Source organism: Jeotgalicoccus saudimassiliensis, from assembly GCF_000756715.1.
Taxonomy (GTDB): domain Bacteria; phylum Bacillota; class Bacilli; order Staphylococcales; family Salinicoccaceae; genus Jeotgalicoccus; species Jeotgalicoccus saudimassiliensis.
Map to the genome: position 1 here is coordinate 977,585 of NZ_CCSE01000001.1, position 18,810 is coordinate 996,394.

Consider the following 18,810-nt stretch of genomic DNA (forward strand, 5'->3'; position numbering starts at 1 on the left):
GCAATGCCCCTAAATTTTTCTTAAGAACTCATTGTACGCTTTCTTAAATTTTTTATAAAGTCAAAACCTATCTATAGTAGAAAGAAGGTATTCGATTCACATTTAATGTAATACTCTTTACCGTTAAGTTTGTTTTAAAGACCCTGTTATTGATATATTGAAAGTATCAGTTAGGAGATGTTAAACATGGCTAACCTTGACAAGAAAGAGCAGAAACGCATCGATGCACACGAAAAAAATATAGAAAACTCCAAGGAGAAAATATGGAAGTACGAACAGAAAATGAACAAACCGGAGTTAAGCGAAGAAAAGAAAGAAAAACTGCAGCAGAAAATTAATCAGGAACTCCTTTATATTGAAACAGAAGAAAATATTATTGAGAACCCGGATTTTATCGCACAGACAGAATAAATAAAAACCAAAGTCATTCTGCACGGAGTGACTCTCATTTATATATACAGATATTTATATGTATCTTTCATCATCCTTTAATAAATATTATATAAAATAGAGATAATACTATATCTGTAGTATTCTAAGAAAAAATCAGTTAGGGGTTAAAATTATGATTAGAAAAATACTTGCAATCGCATTAGTCGCTGCAATGATTCCCTTCGGCGCCCAAAATGCCAACGCAGCAAGTGAATGGGATAATGCGGTAACCGTCTACGGTGCAGCATTGGAACAGGATTCAAATTTACAAAATGAAACAGCAAACTTACTCGGTGTTGAGGACACTGACATTACCGATTACGTTTACTCAGAAGACGTTAATCAATACATCAACAAGAGCTATGACAACAGCGTACTGAAATCCAGTATCCGTATTATCCAGACTGCTGAAGGCAGCGGATTAAACATTGATATTAATGAAGATATGGGACAGATACTGTTAATCTCTGAAGAAACATACCAGAACGCACTGCTCACTTCAGGCATTACAGACGCTGACGTTACTATTGCAGCAGCACAGGATGTTACAGGTGAAAGTGCATTAGCCGGTGTATACAAAGCATTTGAAGCTCAAGGCGAAGCAATTGACCCTAAAAAAACACAAAACGCTCAAGATGAACTAGAAACAATCACAGATATTTCAGAAGAAAACTCAAACGTTGAAGGTTTCTCACAAGTACAACTGAACAAAGTAATCACTGAAGTTAAAGTTGAAATTGTAAATAACTTTAACGGTGATGTCACTGAAGAACAGGTCCGTACTATTGTTGATGAGAAATTAGCCGAGAATGGTCTCGACGGCATGCTCAGCCAGCAGCAGATCGATCGTATCATCGTCATTATTATGAACATTAAAGATTCTGGCCTTTTTACAGGTGAAGAAGCAGACAGACTGGTGGACAGTTCAAAAGACCTGCTTGACAGAATCACATCGAGCGACAGCTTCCAGGATGCTAAAGACAAAGCAACAGAACTAGGTAAAGACATTGTTAACTCGGAAGAAGCAAGTTCATTTATGGACTCACTCAGAAGCTTTTGGGAACGTATAGTAGAATTCTTTAAAGGATTATTTTAAATAGAAATAGGGCCGGAGTCTTTGCACACAAAGACTCCGGCCCTATTATATTATATACTCAATATCGCTTTAATTCTTTCAATCACTTTAGTTTTACATGACTGCTGCAATTTGTCTTCTAATTTATAAGAATGGCTCCCAAGATCTAAAGCCCTCATTTGTGAACAATCCACTACACCATGAATATTATTGTCCATTGTTTCAATAATAACATCTGTTGGATAGCGTTTTTCTCTGCTCGTTACAGGCAGTACCCAGACAATATTAACTTTATTATTGAAGTCAGTATCACTTACAACTACACAAGGCCTGTATTTCCCTTTTTCATTTCCTTTAACCGGGTTTAAATTAACCTTTATCACATCATATTGATTTACCATCTCTCTCTGCCCTGATCTTGACCCCAGTCCGCTTCTTCAAGATTATTATAAGAATGTCCATTCTTCTTTAAAACTTTTACCTTCTTTTTTTGTCAAAATCATTTCATCATTTATTTTTTCGATGTTCAATCTGTCGCCGATTTTTAAACCCATTTCTTCCATCGTTTTTTTCTTAATTGATATAGCCTGACTGTTGCCGCTTTTAAAAATCTTCAGTTCAGTGTTCATATTAAACCACCCCATATACCAATTATATATGTACTTACATTTTGTCTATACATACTTAAGATTAGTTGTTAAAAAAACTCCCTTTAAATCAGCTTATCTGCTAAGCGTCTGCTTCAAGGGAGCATGTCAAACAATGTATCAAGTTTTTTTATATGAATTATTTTCTTTTCCCTGCTTCATGAGGCACATTCTCTTTGCTGTTCTTAAGCATCTTCACTCCTACATATAAAAGGATTACCGCAGCCAGCAGATTCACTGCAGCAAGCAACATATTCGAAGACAGGTACGAAAATCCATTTATCAAAGATGAAATCCCCAGAATAATTAAAACGATATTAAATATCTTTGCCATCATATCCTCCTTGACTGCCGTCTTTCTTATGGGTTTCTCCACAATATTTTGTTTTTACTTTTAAGATCAAACACTTTCCGGTATCTGTAAGATATAAATGCTGCAAGCACTACTGCGATTACTGCAATAACAATCTCGAACATAAAGACATACGATACACCGATATGACGGTTAATCAGTCCCGTTAAGTAAGGCAGTGTAATAAATGCGATACTCGATGACAGTGTGACAAAAGCTGTGCTCGTCCCTTTCTTCTCCGGGAAGAACTGCGCCATTAAAGTTACCGCCAGCTGGAAAAGTCCTGACGTTGCCATACCGAGAATGAACGCAAGCACAACCAGTATTGCATAACTCTCTACGAACAATAATGATACCAATGCAATAATTGCCACCATCGGATAGATAATCAGTGCCGTAATCGGTTTAAACAGTTTATCCAGCAGAGTTGCAAGGATAATCACAGTTACGAACCCGCCGAAGCTGTAAATACTTAGCAGGTTAATTGCCTGAGCTTCCGGCAGTCCGATGACTTCCTGCGCATAAGTTGCCAGCCACGTCTGGATAATAAGGAACAATCCTACTGACGTAAAGCCAATTGCGATCACCGTAATCCCCTCACGCATAAACTTCGGTTTCTCTTTGAAGATCAATGCAGCTTTAACCGGTTTAATATTCTTCTCTTTCTCTTCTTCCGTTTGCGGTACTTCCTCAAGCACGTTCGCTTCCGGGAACTTCAAAGTAAATAAGTGTATTGCGTTAAATAAGAATATAGCCGCCATTATAAAGAACGTGTAGCCGTAGAACATATCACGTGCCATAAAGAACGTAATCATTAACGGCAGAATTGTTGAACCGACAGACATAAATGCTTTAACGAGCACCGTTGCCGAACTCGAACGTTTTCTGAACACTTCAATCAGTGCCGGATACGAACTCGTATCGAGAATAGAATTCCCCATTCCTGCCAGCAGTGCAAACATAAATGCAACTGTATATGTCGGCGCGAATGGTATGGCCACAAGAAACACCACGTACAGGAAACATGCTGTAATCAGCATTGGTCTTCTTCCAAGATTATCTGATAACTTACCTGCAAAAGATAAGGCAATCAGCTTACCGATACCGATAGCCGAGATTAAAGCCGAGATTGCTGCTGCATCTGTGTTGAGCTGTTCAGTCAGAAAGCCCATATGTAATGCGATAATTAAGTTGATCATGCCGAGCAGTATGTAATTAATGTAAATACTTGAGCCGATACGCAGTTGATTGGACATATAATAACCTTCTTCTTTTTATGTATTACAGAAGTATATCAAAAATTCAGAAAAATAACAGAGACAATTTAATATTGTCTCTGTTATTAATGTACATTTAATTTCTCTGGTTTTCAGGCGGTACATTCGTCAGTTCCAGACTCACATACATAAATATAATCGTTACCGCTGTAATGGTAATATACACCCAGAAATACTGTGTAACCGACGGCGGTGCAAATAAGCCAATTAACAGCATTGCTGTAACTAAGAGCATTGGAATCAGCATACGTCTCTTTGATTTCTCAGATACATACTGTTTCTCATGACAATAATCACACTCTACTCCTCTTTCTGAAGCAAAATGCGCTTTAAATAATAAGATGCCGGTCCACTGCTTGTTGCAGCTTGCACATTTGGTCATGTAATCTCTCCTTTTATCTTAATTGCCTAAGATAATTAGTTAACTACCTTAGGGAAGATGCCATCGCTTTCTTCCCATCTGATTTAATGTTACTTCTTCTTTTCAATTTTGAATGTAGTGGTTTTTCAATTAATTGATACAATAGGCAACCGATGATAATAGTACCAACAAAAATAATCAATCCCAGAAAAGTAAGATTAAGTTTGTTCGTAAGACCTAGAATATCCATCGTTTTTGTTAAAACTGAAATAGTTAACGTATGTGAAAGAAAAATTGCAAACGATGCATCACCTAAATAGTTAAAGAATTTGTTAACACGTACACTCACACCCAAATCTATTCCCGACAATCCAGTAATTACTAATGAAGCAAAAATTAAATAAAGGAAATCTGCATTAATATCGATATCTATAAATATAATATTTAACCAGTTAAATACAAAAATAGAAAGTCCCAATATTAAAAGTATTATATAAAAATTATGATATTTAAATTTTACAATCAGCGAAGCTATAATTGATCCAATAATAAAATTAATAAAATAAGGGCTAAATATGAATTCAAATATGAATATACTTTCAGGTAATAATGAAAAAATTCCTATACTTATGCTCCAAATTCCTATGACATATAAGAATATTTTTTTACTATATCCCAGAATCAATGCAAATACTATGTAAAAGAAAACGTTATAAGATAATGACCATGCAACAAAAATGTAAGGACCGTGTTCTTGTGGCCATAGCAATAACGACTTAATTATAGTAAATAAATCTAAATTATCACTACCTAGACCAGGGACAAATAATAATAATGGGATTACCGGTATAGCCAATACCCAATAAAATGGGTACAACCTTATAAATCTATTGTATAAAAATGTTTTATAGTATTCCTTATTACCTATCTTACCACCATAAACATAGTACATCATAAATCCTGTTAGAACGAAGAAGTAGTCTACTCCTCCTGATTTAGGTAAATCAGATATTCCTAAAAAATTATGATTATACTTTACTTGCATAGTACCTGCTAAATGAACAATAGCAACCAACAGAGGTACAATAGCTCTTGACGCTTGAATCAATTCTAATCGTTTTTTCAATAAATTCTCCACCTACAGTTATTTTGTTACATTAATCTCTACCAAAGTATTATAGCAATGTTTTTAGAATATTTCTAAATGATTTCTATTCAGAAATATTCTAATCATTTTTTACAATACGTCAATGATTTACTGGGGGTGTTTATTACTCTTAAGTTACTCGTAATCTGTTTTTACCGCACCGTACTGATATCTCAGATCAAACAGCAGCTGAATTAAACTCTGACGGTAATTTATAAATGTACCTTCATTAATCATGTTGAATATCTCATCAATATCCGCCCATCTTGCATCCGATACTTCGTCGTTCGGCACTGCCAGTTCATTTATATCCGCTTCACGGTTCACAATGTATATATCATCATATCCTCGTGCAAACGTAATTGAGAGGTGCGGCAGCTGATTATGTAAATCAATATCTAATCCCAGCTCCTCTTTCGTTTCACGCATGGCACCGGCTTGACTCGTTTCACCTGCAGTCACACTGCCGCCTGCTGAAATATCCCACATATTCGGTGCGCCGATTTTATCATGCCGGCGTTTTTGAATCAGCATCTGATTATTACTGTTGAAAATAGCCACATGAATCACAAGATGATATGTATCAGGCTGCATCTCGTCTCCTCTGACCATTGTGTGTTCTGTCAGTTTTCTATTCTTATCATATAAATCCCAAAGTTCCATATGTGCATCCTTCTGGTGTTTAGACATAATAGATACCTTATCACAATTCAATTTTACACCGCAATAAAATTGACGGCAATAACATTAAAGTACTATTTATCTCTCTGACACATCAAGCAGGTGTGCTTCTACTATCCGGAACATTTCATTCTTTATGAAGAAAAAGTTATACTGGATAATATAGAAGAATCAAAAATGATACTACAAATCTTAAGATGATCAGGTGAACAGTATGACTAAAGAAATTGCAGTCATTGGTCTCGGGCAATTTGGAGGCAGTGCAGTAAAACAATTACATAAGCTCTCAGCAGATGTCACGGTAATAGATATATCCGAAAGTAAGGTCAAGTACTATGAAGACTACGCTGTTGAATGTATCGTCGGCAGCGCCACTGATGAGAAAATGCTTAAAACTATCGGTATCGAACATTACGATGAAGTGATTATTGCGATTGGCGAAGATATACAAACCAGCATTCTTTGTACTTTGATTTTAAAAGAATTAGGTGTCGAAAGCATTACTGCCAAAGCTCAAAGTAATCACCACGGCAAGATGCTGAAAAAAGTCGGCGCAGACAATGTCCTGCACCCGGAAACAGAAATGGGCATACGTCTCGCAAATCAGCTGGTTAATATGTCTCTTGTCGACTATATGGAAATATCAGATGATACTGCCATAGTGGAATATGATGCCAATGAACGATTTATTAACTCTGCATTGATTAATATTGGTATACGTGAAAAATTCGGCTTAAATGTTATTGCGATTAAACGTAATAAAGAAGTCATCGTACCGCCGGATCCCCAGATGAACATTCTGGAGAACGATGTTCTCGTCATAATTGGTAAAATTAAAAATCTGAACAGATTTGAGAGTAAGATGATTAAGCCTAAAAGTTAAATAATAATATAAAAGACTGTCCCGGATGCACTAGTGCGCCCGGAACAGTCTTTTATTTACAGTCAGGATTTATGTCCTGGGTTTACTTATTATAGTCTTCAGGATCGTCCATACGGTAGTCGTCATCACCCCACTCGTTATCATCCGGCAACTTGTAACTGATGTTTTTAGCAAAGAATATCGGAGATTCTCCTCTGTCTTTCTGTTCTTTGTAATCCCGCATCAGTTCAAATACAAGTGGACTGAGTGCCACAACCATCATTAAGTTAATGATGGCCAGGAAAGCCATAAACAGATCGGCCAGTGTCCATACCAGCTGTACGCCAAGTACCGCGCCGACTGCTGTCATAATAACGACAATTGCTCTGAAGACAAAGGTGACTGTTTTGTTATCCACGATAAAACTTAAGTTACTCTGGGCATAGAAATAGTTGCCGAGTATTGTTGAAAAGGCAAACAGCAATATAAAGACTGCAATAATCGTTCCGCCGAAGCCGAAGAACTGCTGATCCATAGCTGCCTGGGTGACTGCAATGCCCTGCGGCGCATCCGCACCGAAGCTTAAGTCTGTATACATCAGTATCACAATCGCCGTTGCTGTACAGACGATAGTCGTATCAAAGTATACACCAAGCGACTGAATCAGTCCTTGCTGAACCGGGTGACGGACTGCAGCTGATGCCGCAGCGTTTGGCGCTGATCCCATACCCGCTTCGTTTGATAGTAATCCACGCTGAAAACCGTTAATAATCGCAGCACCTACTGCTCCGCCGAAGACTTCTTCAATACCGAATGCATTGACTACAATCTTCTGCAGCATCGGAAAAATCATGTCGTAGTTCATTACAAGTATTACTGTAACCAATATTAAGTACAATGCCGCCATAACCGGAACAATTGCTGTTGCGACATTAGCGATTGATTTCGCACCGCCGAATATGACTATTGCCACGACTATAGCGACAACAATTCCGCTGACTGCCGTATTGACACCAAATGCTTCATCATAGGCATTGGCAATTGTATTCGACTGCAGCATTACAAAGACAATACCAAAAGTAATTGTCATCAGTACCGCAAATATATAACCGATACCTTTTTGGTTTAAACCTTTAGTCATATAGTAAGCGGGTCCTCCGCGGAAGCCCGATTCCTTATCGCGTACTTTATACACCTGCGCCAATGTTGCTTCAAAGAATGCGGTGCCTGCACCCAAGAGTGCAACAACCCACATCCAGAATACCGCACCGGGCCCGCCGACAACAATTGCTGTTGCGACTCCGGCGATATTCGCAGTACCGATACGCTGGGCGGCACTGATTGTAAACGCCTGAAAAGATGAAATTCCTTTCGAACCATCCGGCATTTTCGCCCGTTTTTCCCCGAGAGAAGAAAACATGATTTTCAGCCACCGGAATTGAACGAATTTCGAAGTGACAGAGAAATATAATCCAGCAATAATTAACAGCCCGATTAATATTTCCTGCCACAGTAAGTCATTGGCGAAGTTTACCGCCTGTTCAAACATATTAAATGCTTGTTCCATCTAGATTCACCCATCCTGCATTTCTTTATATTTATAACGCGCTGAAGTGTGCATGTGCAACGATGCCGAAAGCGTCTTCTTCAACGACAAACGAGCCGTTCGAATACTTCCCGCTGAGACGTACTTCATTGGCACGCAGTGTGTGAACGTTTGTTTCTGAGATTAATTCGATTGTCTGATCTTTGCCTGCATCTGTAACTGATGCTGCAACCACTCTGTGCGGTTTTGATTTAATATCCTTATACAGCATTGAACCGACTTGTGCTCTGGCACCTGCATCAAACGTATCCAGACTTGTACGTTTGACCGCGCCTCTGCTCGATACTGTTACTAAGTTGCCTTCTTCAGGAATCAGTTCACCGAACACAAGATTATCATCCGCTTTAACGTTCATTGCTTTAACGCCTTGCGATTTTAAGCCTGTTGCTGATACTTCAGCAAGCGGATATTTCAATGTTAAGCCTTTCTCTGTAACAAACAATAATGATTCTTTTCCAAGTTCAGTCATTGAGATGCCGATGACTTCATCATCTTTTTTAAGCTTCATATTGACAATCGGACGTGAAATACGCGTGGCTTCAAATTCACTTAACAGTGTCTGTTTCACCTGGCCGCGTTTAGATGCCATCACGACACTGATATTTTCATCAAATTTAGATATTGTCCTTGCAAAAATCGGTTCTTCTCCATGTTTTAAATTGAAACGGGACGACAGATGCTGCCCCATATCTTTCCATTTAGTATCCTGGAGTCCGTGAACCGGAATAATCATATAGTTGCCGTAGTTCGTAAACACGAGCAGCTGTTCCAATGTATTCGACATACTTGTAAACAGTATCCTGTCTCCTTCACGCATACCCAGTTCTTCAGGTTTCGATGCATTGTAGCTGCGGAGACTCGTACGTTTAACGTAACCTTCTTTAGTCAGAGATACGACCGTATCTTCTTTGGCAATTAACTGTTCTTTGGAAATTTCAATCGTTTCGATTTTTTCTTCTACAGACGTTAAGCGTTCCGAAGCATATCTTTTCTTAATGTCTCTGAGTTCGGATTTAATTATTTTTTTAAGTTTTTTTTCGTCGTTTAATATTTCTGTCAGCTGATTGATCTGGAATTCCAGTTCGCTCTGTTCTGTTTCAAGCTCTGCAATATCCGTATTCGTTAAACGATACAGCTGGAGCATAACAATCGCTTCAGCCTGACGCTCTGTAAAGTCGTATCGTTCAACGAGATTTTCCTTGGCGTTCCGTTTGTTTTCAGATTCCCTGATCGTACGGATCACTTCATCGAGAATTGATAATGCCTTAATCAGACCTTCGATAATATGCATGCGTTTTTCGGCATGTTCAAGGTCGTATTTCGAACGATTCGTCACGACGATTTTCTGGTGTTTAATATACGCTTCCAGAATGTCCTTTAAGCCCATCTGCTTCGGTGCACGGTCGCTGATTGCCACCATGTTGAAGTTGTACGATACCTGAAGGTCCGTCTTCTTGTACAGGTAGTTAATAATCGCATCGATATTCGCGTCTTTACGCGCCTCTATGACGATGCGCATCCCTTCGCGGTCCGTTTCATCACGGACTTCGATAATGCCGTCCACCTGACGGTCTGCACGGATTTCATCCATCTTCTTAACCATGTTCGCTTTGTTGACTTCGTATGGAATTTCAGTAATGACGATATTCACTTTGTTGCCGCGCGTTTCTTCTTTCGTCACCAGACTGCGGACTACGACGCGGCCCTTGCCTGTCGTATACGCTTTTTTCAGCTCGTTTTTACCCTGGATAATTGCCCCTGTCGGGAAATCCGGGCCTTTAACGATCTCAAGCAGCTCGTCGATGGATACCGACGGCTTGTCGATGACTTTTAATGTCGCATCGATCACTTCACCTAAGTTATGCGGCGGAATGTCCGTCGCATAACCCGCTGAAATACCTGTGGCACCGTTCACAAGCAGGTTCGGATACTTCGCCGGCAGTACAGACGGCTCTTTCTCCGTATCATCAAAGTTATCGATAAACGGCACTGTATTTTTGTTTAGATCTCTTAACAGCTCATTTGAAATTTCAGCAAGTTTTGCTTCCGTATAACGCATTGCCGCTGCCGGGTCGCCGTCGACACTACCTTTGTTACCGTGAATTAAAATAAGCTCTTCACGCATTTTCCAGTCCTGGCCCAGACGGACCATCGCATCGTATATACTGCTCTCACCGTGAGGGTGATAGTTGCCGATCACGTTACCGACTGTTTTCGCACTTTTACGGTAGTTTTTATCGAACGTATTGCCCTCTTTGTACATCGCATATAAAATACGGCGCTGTACGGGCTTCAGTCCGTCACGGACGTCCGGTATTGCACGGTCCTGAATGACGTACTTACTGTATCTCCCAAAGCGGTCTCCGATTACATCTTCTAATTTTAATTGCTGCAAGGGGTTATGCTCGGCCATAATCTTCATCACTCTCTGCTAATTTTTCTACATCCTGATTATCAAGAATGCTGTTGCCTTCCTCAAGCGTAAATGACACGTTTGAATCGATCCATTTACGTCTGATTTCAACGTTGTCACCCATCAGCGTAGTAACACGTTTCAGCGATAATGCTTCGTCTTCGATACGGACCTGGATTAACGTACGCGACTCGGGGTCCATCGTCGTCTCCCACAGCTGTTCGGCCATCATCTCACCGAGACCTTTGTAGCGCTGCAGTTCCGCATTGCCCATTTCTTCCTGTGCTTCAACGAGCTCGTCTTCAGTCCAGACGTATCTGACTTCTTTCTTTTTGCCTTTTTTCTCGAGCTTAAACAGCGGCGGCAGTGCAATGTAAATCTTGCCTGCTTCAAACAGCGGGCGCATATAGTTAAAGAAGAACGTCAATAAGAGCACCTGAATGTGCGCACCGTCCGTATCCGCATCGGTCATAATAATAATTTTGTCGTAGTTCGTATCATCCACTTTAAAGTCCGTACCGACACCGGCACCGATCGTATGAATGATCGTATTGATTTCTTCGTTTTTAAAAATATCTTCGAACTTCGCTTTTTCCGTATTGATAACTTTACCGCGCAGCGGCAGTATCGCCTGGAAGCGTCTGTCGCGTCCCTGTTTCGCCGAACCGCCGGCAGAGTCCCCCTCTACTAAGAACAGTTCGTTTTTCTTCGCGTTTTTACTCTGTGCCGGTGTCAATTTACCGGACAGGAGCGTATCTCTCGATTTGTTCTTTTTGCCGCTCCGCGCTTCTTCACGTGCTTTACGTGCCGCTTCACGCACCTGGCGTGCTTTAATTGCTTTTTTAACGAGCTGCGTGGATAACGCACCGTTTTCTTCTAAATAATACGGCAGCTGTTCAGTGATCAGCTGTTCCATTAATGCACGGGCTTCACTCGTGCCGAGCTTCCCTTTCGTCTGTCCTTCAAACTGGAGCAGGTGTTCGGGGAGCTTAACGGAAATCACCGCAGTCAGTCCTTCACGGATGTCACTGCCCTCCAAGTTTTTATCTTTAGCTTTCAGTTCCCCGATTTTACGTGCGTACTCATTAAATGCACGTGTAAATCCGGTTTTAAAGCCGACTTCGTGCGTCCCGCCGTCTTTCGTGCGGACGTTGTTTACGAATGAAATAATCGTTTCCGAGTACTGATCGTTAAACTGGAACGCCACTTCGGCAATCATTTCATTATATGTCCCTTCGAACATCACGATATTGCCGATATCGTCCTTGCCTTCATTTAAAAACTCGATGAATGACTTCAGTCCGTCGTCGAACTGGAATATTTCCTCTTCATCGGTACGCTTATCATTAATCGTAATCTTTAATCCTTTAGTTAAAAAAGCAGACTCGCGCATGCGTTCAGCGATTGTTTCAAAGTTAAATGCAATCGTCTGTTTAAAGATTTCGGGATCTGCTTTAAATGTTACTTCAGTGCCCGTCTCTTTCGTTTTGCCGACTGCCTTCATTTTTGAATCCGGCTTGCCGCCGTCTTTAAATGATATCTCGTGAATTTTACCGTCCCGATAGACGCGTAATTTCAATGATTCACTTAATGCGTTAACGACAGATGAACCGACACCGTGCAGTCCCCCTGCGGATTTGTAGTTATCCGAGTCGAACTTGCCGCCGGCGTGCAGTACGGTAAAGATGACTTCAGGCGTCGGGCGGCCTGACGGGTGCATCCCTGTCGGCAGACCGCGTCCGTTATCGCGGATCGTAATACTTTCATCTGTATTAATCGTTATATTGATTTCGTTGCCGTGGCCGTTAATAATCTCATCGACCGCATTGTCGGTAATTTCATATACGAGATGATGCAGACCTCTCGTATCTGTAGAACCGATATACATTCCCGGACGCTTCCTGACCGCATCCAGGCCTTCTAATATTTGAATGGACTCATCAGTATATCCAGTTTTTTTAGCCAAGTCTGTATCCTCCTACAAACAATACAAACGTATGTTCGTTAAATTAATCTACTTATCTATTTTTATATAAAACGTGCATTTTTGCAACACATTCCAGTAAGTTTACATAATAATGTTATGAACCACTTTATAATTTTATGTGCGAAAATAATATTTTATGGTAAACTATTAGTACCTGATAGCAAAAGGGGATTATTTAGTGTATACAGTTATTTTATTATTAATATTCAGCTACCTTTTCGGTTCTATTCCATTCAGCCTTTTGATCAGTAAATCATTTTATAAAATTGATTTACGCGAACACGGCAGCGGAAACGTCGGCACGACAAACACATTCAGAATACTCGGCAAAAAAGCGGGTATTGTTGTACTCATCCTCGACATGATGAAAGGTGCAATCCCTGTATGGGTCGCTATGCTTGTCAGTACTGATATCGACTTCCCGGTCATTATCTTCGGTGTTGTCGCAGCAATCGGACACGTCTATTCGATATTTTTAAAATTCAAAGGCGGCAAAGCAGTCGCAACAGGCGGCGGTGCGATACTCGCAGCAAATCCGATTATCTTCCTGATACTCGTTACCACGTTTCTGATTACTTTAAAAGTATCGAAGTACGTCTCACTCGGCAGTGTTTTTGCAGCAATTGCCCTGTTGATCAGTGTAATGTTTACCAGCGATCCGTTTATGATCGGCTTTGGAATTATACTTGGAATTATCGTCATTGTAAAACATATTTCCAATATGAAACGCATTAAGGAAGGCACTGAACCTAAAATTACGTTCATGTAAATGACAAATAAGAGAACGGCCTGAAGTCTGTACGGACTTTCAGGCCGTTTTTTTGTTGCCTGTTTTTATTGTGTATTGGCGGCGCTCATCGCTTATCCCCCGCCCGCTTAAAGAACAAATCCATCAAAGCGCTGCTTTGATGGATTTGTTGTATACCGCTGTATTAAGCTGATGCAATCTTCTTACGAAGTACAAGCTGTAAAATACCGCCGTGTCTGTAGTAGTCTGCTTCAACGTCTGAGTCGAAACGAACTTTAGCTTTCAGATTAACTTTGTCGCCGTTTTTTTTCGTTGCAACGACATCGATAATTTCTCCAGCTGTAACACTTTCATCGATCTGAATGTCGAAGCTTTCAGAACCGTCAAGACCGTGGTCTTCAGCGTTTTCGCCGTTAACAAACTGTAACGGCAGCACACCCATCATTACCAGGTTTGAACGGTGGATACGCTCGTAGCTTGCTGCAAGTACTGCTTTAACACCTAACAGGTTCGTACCTTTAGCTGCCCAGTCACGGCTTGATCCCATACCGTAGTCGTCTCCGGCAATGACCATCAGGCCTGTGCCTTCTTCCTGGTATTTCATCGATGCATCGTAAATGCTCGTTACTTCACCTGTCGGCCAGTAAGTTGTGTATCCGCCCTCTGTACCCGGAGCAATCTGGTTACGGATACGGATGTTTGCGAACGTTCCGCGAACCATGACTTCGTGGTTACCGCGGCGCGAACCGTAAGAGTTAAAGTCACGCGGTGACACACCCTGTTCGATTAACCATTTACCTGCCGGCGTATCTTTACCGATCGCACCTGCCGGTGAAATGTGGTCAGTCGTTACAGAATCTCCAAATTTACCAAGTACTCTGAGACCGTTTAACGGCTCGATTGTACCTGCTTCTTTAGATAGGTTCTGGAAGAATGACGGGTTTTGGATATATGTTGATTCGTCACCGAAGTCGTATAACGGCGCATCAGTCACGTCAATGTTGTTCCATGTTTCGTTTGAATCGAATACTGTTTCGTATTCTTTTCTGAATAGTTCAGGTGTCACTGTAGACATTACAGTGTCTCTAACCTCTTTAATTGAAGGCCAGATGTCTTTCATGTAAACGTCGTTGCCGTCTTTGTCCTTACCTAACGGCTCAGTACGAAGATCGATATCAACAGTACCTGCAAGTGCGTATGCCACAACAAGCTGAGGCGAAGCTAAGTAGTTCGCTTTAACTAACGGGTGGATACGTCCTTCGAAGTTACGGTTACCTGATAATACAGATGATACTAGCATGTCGTTATCAACGATTGTTTTCGTTACTTCAGGACGTAGCGGTCCTGAGTTACCGATACATGTTGTACAGCCGTAACCAACTAAGTTGAATCCAAGCTGGTCAAGGTACGGCTGAAGACCTGCATCTTCAAGGTAGCCTGTAACCACTTTAGAGCCCGGTGCTAATGACGTCTTAACGTACTTCGGCACTGTCAGTCCTTTTTCAACTGCTTTTTTCGCGATTAAACCTGCACCCAGCATAACGTACGGGTTGGATGTGTTTGTACATGAAGTGATTGCAGCGATTACAAGGTCACCAGTTTTCAGTTCCTGCTCTTCGCCGTCGTTGTACTTCACAGTACCGGTTTTATCGAATTCTTCTTCAGTCAAGCCGTGGCCGTGGTTGCCGCTCGGAGCTGTCACTGATTTTTTGTATTCTTCTTTCATGTCTGAAAGGTTGATTAAATCCTGCGGACGCTTAGGACCTGCAAGAGATGATTCAACTGTAGACAGATCAAGTTCTACAACGTCAGTGTAAGTCGGTTCTACTGCCGCGTCGAAGAATAAATTATTTGCTTTCAGGTATTCACGAACCACTTCAACGTGCTCAGGGTCGCGGCCTGTAAGTGTTAAGTAATCAAGTGTTTCTTCATCAACTGCGAAGAAACCGCAAGTTGCACCGTATTCAGGCGCCATGTTTGCGATTGTTGCGCGGTCAGCAAGCGGTAATTCTGTTACCCCTTGTCCGAAGAACTCAACAAATTTACCGACAACACCTTTTTTACGAAGCTCTTCAGTGACTCTTAGAGCAAGGTCAGTTGCAGTTGTACCTTCAGGTAATGCATTGATCATCTTCACACCGATAACTTCAGGAACCGGGAAGTATGAAGGCTGTCCAAGCATACTTGCTTCAGCTTCGATACCGCCGACACCCCATCCAAGAACGCCGAGACCGTTGATCATCGTCGTATGAGAGTCAGTACCTACTAATGTGTCAGGGAAAAGAACCGGCTCGCCGTTTTCTTCTCTTTCATGAACGACGTTAGCTAAGTACTCAAGGTTAACCTGGTGAACGATACCTGTCGCAGGCGGTACAGCCTGGTAGTTATCGAACGCTTTAGTCGCCCAGCGAAGGAACTCATAACGCTCCATGTTACGCTCGAACTCTAAATCCATGTTCTTTTGAAGTGCATTCATGCTGCCGTACTCATCAACCTGTACAGAGTGGTCAATAACTAAGTCAACCGGCACTTCAGGGTTGATCTTCTGAACGTCTCCGCCCACTGCGTCCATTGCTGTACGAAGTGATGCAAGGTCAACTACTGCAGGTACCCCTGTGAAATCCTGCAGAATAACGCGGGAAGGTTTAAATGGAACTTCTTTCCCTTTAATGTCCCCTTTATCCCAGTTAGCCAATGCTTCAATGTGTTTATCATCGATAACACTGCCGTCATACTGTCTTAAAACCGATTCCAGTAATACACGGATTGAATACGGCAAGTTTTCAGACTTGCTCATACCTGAATCTGCTAATGATTGCAGGCTGTAATAAGTATAATCTTTACCATTCACTGATAATGTCTGACGTGAATTGTCTTTAACGTTCTTTGACATCATTAAAAGCCCCCTCTAAATTTAGTCATCTTAATTGTATACTTACTCCTGACGTAAAGTAAATGCTTTCACGAAAACTTGTGATATGAAAACCTTACACTTAGATTAACCTTTACTTATCTTAAAGTATAACATTCATAACTAAAGATTATGAGAGATATGCTCACAGAAAAAATGTTTAAATATCATTTATATGTAAATTGATACTTGTGCTTGTGTTTTTTTCATGTATTATTATAAAATGTTACTAACTAAAACACAGGAGGTCATATTTATGTGGCAGGAATTTAAAGACTTTATGCTTCGCGGCAATGTTCTCGACCTTGCAGTTGCAGTAGTTATTGGTGCAGCGTTTGGTAAAATCGTTCAGGCGCTTGTTGAAAACATCATTATGCCTTTGATCGCTTTAATTTTCGGCGATACTGATTTCGCATCAGACTGGGTATACATGGGTATTACTTACGGTGTGTTCATTCAGGCAATTATCGACTTTATCATTATCGGTGCAGCAGTATTCGTCTTCGTTAAAGTCGTTAACAAGTTAACGAGAAACAAATTTGTTGAAGAAGAAGCAGAAGACGAGCAGCTTGTTCTTTTACGCGAAATGAGAGACTCATTAAAAGGTCTTGAAGACAGCAAAAAAGATGGTACTGGTTTATAATTTTTATTTATTTTTTTGGGAGGGCACATTGAGTGCTCTCTTTTTTTGTGTATTTTGGAAGATTATGATTGCTTATTTACTGCAACGGTGTCTCATGTATACATAAACCTCCCCAAAGGACATAAAATTTTAATCTTACGTCCTTTGGGGAGGCAGCCAGGCGGAGCGCGGCAGTTTTCAACTCTCTATCGAAACTTCATTGGGACGAATACAGTTATTCGTTCCATCGTTAATCTCTCAATGGGATGATTAGTATTATTCGTCTCATTGTGCGGTTCTCATTGGGTTAATAGTTCTTTATCGTCTCAATGTCCCCGTCTCATTGAGCCAATGAGATGTATTCGTCCCAATGAACGCAAAATAGCAGCAGAGGATTTCTCCCCTGCTGCTTCAATACTAATCTATTTATCTCTTAAACCCTGTTTCACTTCGCTGATGAAGTACAGACTGCCTGTAACAAGCAGCAGCTCTCCATCGAAGTGCTTCACATAGTCCACATAATCTTTGACAAAATGCTTATTCGGATGATCTATTGAATTAAACAGCACTTCCCCGTCTTCTGCTTTAAAGAAGTCGAATTCCGTCACATTGAAGGTGTCCGCCAGCATGCCGATTTTATACACCATCGTGTCCAGCGGCTTGCCTTTTACTGCAGAGAACAGCACTGTGATCTTTTTATCCGGATAATTTTCACGCATCGTATCCACAAGCGCATCCACCGCTTCATTGTTATGCGCTCCGTCCAATATGATAATCGGATCTTCGCTGATTCGTTCAATACGTCCGGTCCAGAAGGTTTTTTCAACGCCCTGGATCATTTTGTTCACGTCAAGCTTAACGAGGTCGCGTTCCATCATTTCAAGGAGTGCTGCGATTGCGATTGATGCATTCTCCTGCTGGTGGCGGCCGAGCATTTCAAGGCGAATATCGTCAAAGTCATATTTGCCGTATTTAAAGCTGAATTCCTCACCGTCAGTGACTAAAATCACATCGCGTTCAAGTTCAATGCCTTTCGCATTTTTCTCATCAAGCACCTTATAGATATAGTCGCGGCACGTATCGTCTTTTACGTTAAAGACTAGCGGAATCCCTTCTTTGATTACACCCGATTTATCTTTCGTAATATCGAGCAGCGTATCACCGAGAATATCGATATGGTCCATACCGATACTTGTCAGTAAAGTCATCACCGGTCTGAAGACATTCGTCGAGTCATGCGTGGCACCGAGACCCGCTTCAACCAGCACATAATCCACCGGGTTTACATTGCCGAAGTACACGAACATCATCGTCGTAATGATTTCAAATTCCGTCGAGTTGCCTAAATCGGTCTCCTCAACGAGGCGCTCGCTCACCGGGCGCACGATGTTCGCAAGCATCGCGATATCCTCATCGGGAATCGGCGTGCCGTTCACCGAGATACGCTCGTTGAACACTTCAATATACGGGGACGTAAACGTCCCCACTGTATAGCCGTTCTCATTCAGTGCATTCCGCATATACGATAACGTTGAGCCTTTACCGTTCGTGCCGACAATATGCACCCCTGTTATTTTTTTCTCCGGATGGTCGAGTTTCTCTAACATCCATTCCATGCGTTTTACACCGGGTTTAATACCAAATTTCGTCCGTTCGTGTATCCACTGCAGGCTCTCCTGATAATTCATC

General features: G+C 41.2%; 17 protein-coding genes. 5 read left to right on the plus strand and 12 right to left on the minus strand.

Annotation, left to right across the window (positions count from 1 at the left end; all coding sequences use genetic code 11):
• The first annotated feature begins 186 nt into the window (after positions 1-186).
• Together RZ44_RS04710 and RZ44_RS04715 are read left to right on the plus strand one after the other, a co-directional pair.
• On the plus strand, positions 187-411 hold the full coding sequence (locus tag RZ44_RS04710) for a hypothetical protein (protein ID WP_035809054.1): 225 nt from the start codon (positions 187-189) through the stop codon (positions 409-411).
• Positions 412-565: 154 nt separating this feature from the next.
• Entirely contained in the window at positions 566-1,528 is a 963-nt protein-coding gene (locus tag RZ44_RS04715; RefSeq protein WP_052108809.1) for a DUF1002 domain-containing protein, read from the plus strand.
• 50 nt (positions 1,529-1,578) lie between these two features.
• Here the strand turns inward: RZ44_RS04715 and RZ44_RS04720 are convergent, their stop codons facing one another.
• The 7 genes from RZ44_RS04720 to RZ44_RS04750 all read right to left on the minus strand — a co-directional run bounded on the left by RZ44_RS04720 (position 1,579) and on the right by RZ44_RS04750 (position 5,954).
• Complete coding sequence (locus RZ44_RS04720; protein WP_035809056.1) at positions 1,579-1,908, minus strand: type II toxin-antitoxin system PemK/MazF family toxin; 330 nt, start codon at positions 1,906-1,908, stop codon at positions 1,579-1,581.
• Positions 1,909-1,953: 45 nt separating this feature from the next.
• Complete coding sequence (locus tag RZ44_RS04725) at positions 1,954-2,136, minus strand: AbrB/MazE/SpoVT family DNA-binding domain-containing protein (RefSeq protein ID WP_035809057.1); 183 nt, start codon at positions 2,134-2,136, stop codon at positions 1,954-1,956.
• A gap of 157 nt (positions 2,137-2,293) precedes the next feature.
• Positions 2,294-2,488 (minus strand): hypothetical protein, encoded by a 195-nt coding sequence (locus RZ44_RS04730; protein WP_035809059.1) that lies wholly within the window; start codon positions 2,486-2,488, stop codon positions 2,294-2,296.
• A 26-nt stretch (positions 2,489-2,514) separates the two neighbouring features.
• The gene (locus RZ44_RS04735; protein WP_035809061.1) at positions 2,515-3,762 is read right to left on the minus strand and encodes an MFS transporter; all 1,248 of its coding nucleotides are present in this window, start codon (positions 3,760-3,762) and stop codon (positions 2,515-2,517) included.
• A 97-nt stretch (positions 3,763-3,859) separates the two neighbouring features.
• On the minus strand, positions 3,860-4,165 hold the full coding sequence (locus RZ44_RS04740) for a TIGR04104 family putative zinc finger protein (protein ID WP_035809062.1): 306 nt from the start codon (positions 4,163-4,165) through the stop codon (positions 3,860-3,862).
• A gap of 43 nt (positions 4,166-4,208) precedes the next feature.
• The gene (locus RZ44_RS04745) at positions 4,209-5,270 is read right to left on the minus strand and encodes an acyltransferase family protein (protein WP_035809064.1); all 1,062 of its coding nucleotides are present in this window, start codon (positions 5,268-5,270) and stop codon (positions 4,209-4,211) included.
• A gap of 156 nt (positions 5,271-5,426) precedes the next feature.
• Positions 5,427-5,954 carry an NUDIX hydrolase gene (locus RZ44_RS04750; RefSeq protein WP_035809067.1) on the minus strand — a complete coding sequence of 176 codons (528 nt, stop codon included), beginning with the start codon at positions 5,952-5,954 and terminating at the stop codon, positions 5,427-5,429.
• A 232-nt stretch (positions 5,955-6,186) separates the two neighbouring features.
• On the opposite strand from RZ44_RS04750, the gene RZ44_RS04755 reads away from it, so the two are divergent.
• Positions 6,187-6,855 carry a potassium channel family protein gene (locus RZ44_RS04755; RefSeq protein ID WP_035809070.1) on the plus strand — a complete coding sequence of 223 codons (669 nt, stop codon included), beginning with the start codon at positions 6,187-6,189 and terminating at the stop codon, positions 6,853-6,855.
• A gap of 82 nt (positions 6,856-6,937) precedes the next feature.
• Here RZ44_RS04755 and RZ44_RS04760 read toward each other — a convergent pair whose 3' ends face one another.
• The 3 genes from RZ44_RS04760 to parE are packed head-to-tail and all read right to left on the minus strand — an operon-like array spanning position 6,938 to position 12,819.
• Positions 6,938-8,401, minus strand: coding sequence for an alanine/glycine:cation symporter family protein (locus RZ44_RS04760; RefSeq protein ID WP_035809073.1), 1,464 nt, complete (start codon positions 8,399-8,401; stop codon positions 6,938-6,940).
• A gap of 31 nt (positions 8,402-8,432) precedes the next feature.
• Positions 8,433-10,853: a DNA topoisomerase IV subunit A gene (gene parC / locus RZ44_RS04765; RefSeq protein WP_035811563.1), complete on the minus strand. Its 2,421-nt coding sequence runs from the start codon at positions 10,851-10,853 to the stop codon at positions 8,433-8,435.
• Positions 10,840-12,819: a DNA topoisomerase IV subunit B gene (parE, locus tag RZ44_RS04770; RefSeq protein ID WP_035809075.1), complete on the minus strand. Its 1,980-nt coding sequence runs from the start codon at positions 12,817-12,819 to the stop codon at positions 10,840-10,842. The genes parC and parE overlap by 14 nt, the downstream gene beginning before the upstream one ends.
• Positions 12,820-13,018: 199 nt before the next feature.
• On the opposite strand from parE, the gene plsY reads away from it, so the two are divergent.
• Entirely contained in the window at positions 13,019-13,609 is a 591-nt protein-coding gene (gene plsY / locus RZ44_RS04775; RefSeq protein WP_035809078.1) for a glycerol-3-phosphate 1-O-acyltransferase PlsY, read from the plus strand.
• Between the two features lie 163 nt (positions 13,610-13,772).
• On the opposite strand, the gene acnA is transcribed toward plsY, so the two are convergent.
• Entirely contained in the window at positions 13,773-16,481 is a 2,709-nt protein-coding gene (gene acnA, locus RZ44_RS04780; protein ID WP_035811564.1) for an aconitate hydratase AcnA, read from the minus strand.
• A 274-nt stretch (positions 16,482-16,755) separates the two neighbouring features.
• Here acnA and mscL point away from each other — a divergent pair, with 274 nt between their 5' ends.
• Entirely contained in the window at positions 16,756-17,142 is a 387-nt protein-coding gene (gene mscL / locus RZ44_RS04785) for a large conductance mechanosensitive channel protein MscL (protein WP_035809081.1), read from the plus strand.
• Positions 17,143-17,543: 401 nt separating this feature from the next.
• On the opposite strand, the gene RZ44_RS04790 is transcribed toward mscL, so the two are convergent.
• Positions 17,544-18,809: a bifunctional folylpolyglutamate synthase/dihydrofolate synthase gene (locus RZ44_RS04790; RefSeq protein ID WP_035809083.1), complete on the minus strand. Its 1,266-nt coding sequence runs from the start codon at positions 18,807-18,809 to the stop codon at positions 17,544-17,546.
• Between the last annotated feature and the right edge of the window lies 1 nt (position 18,810).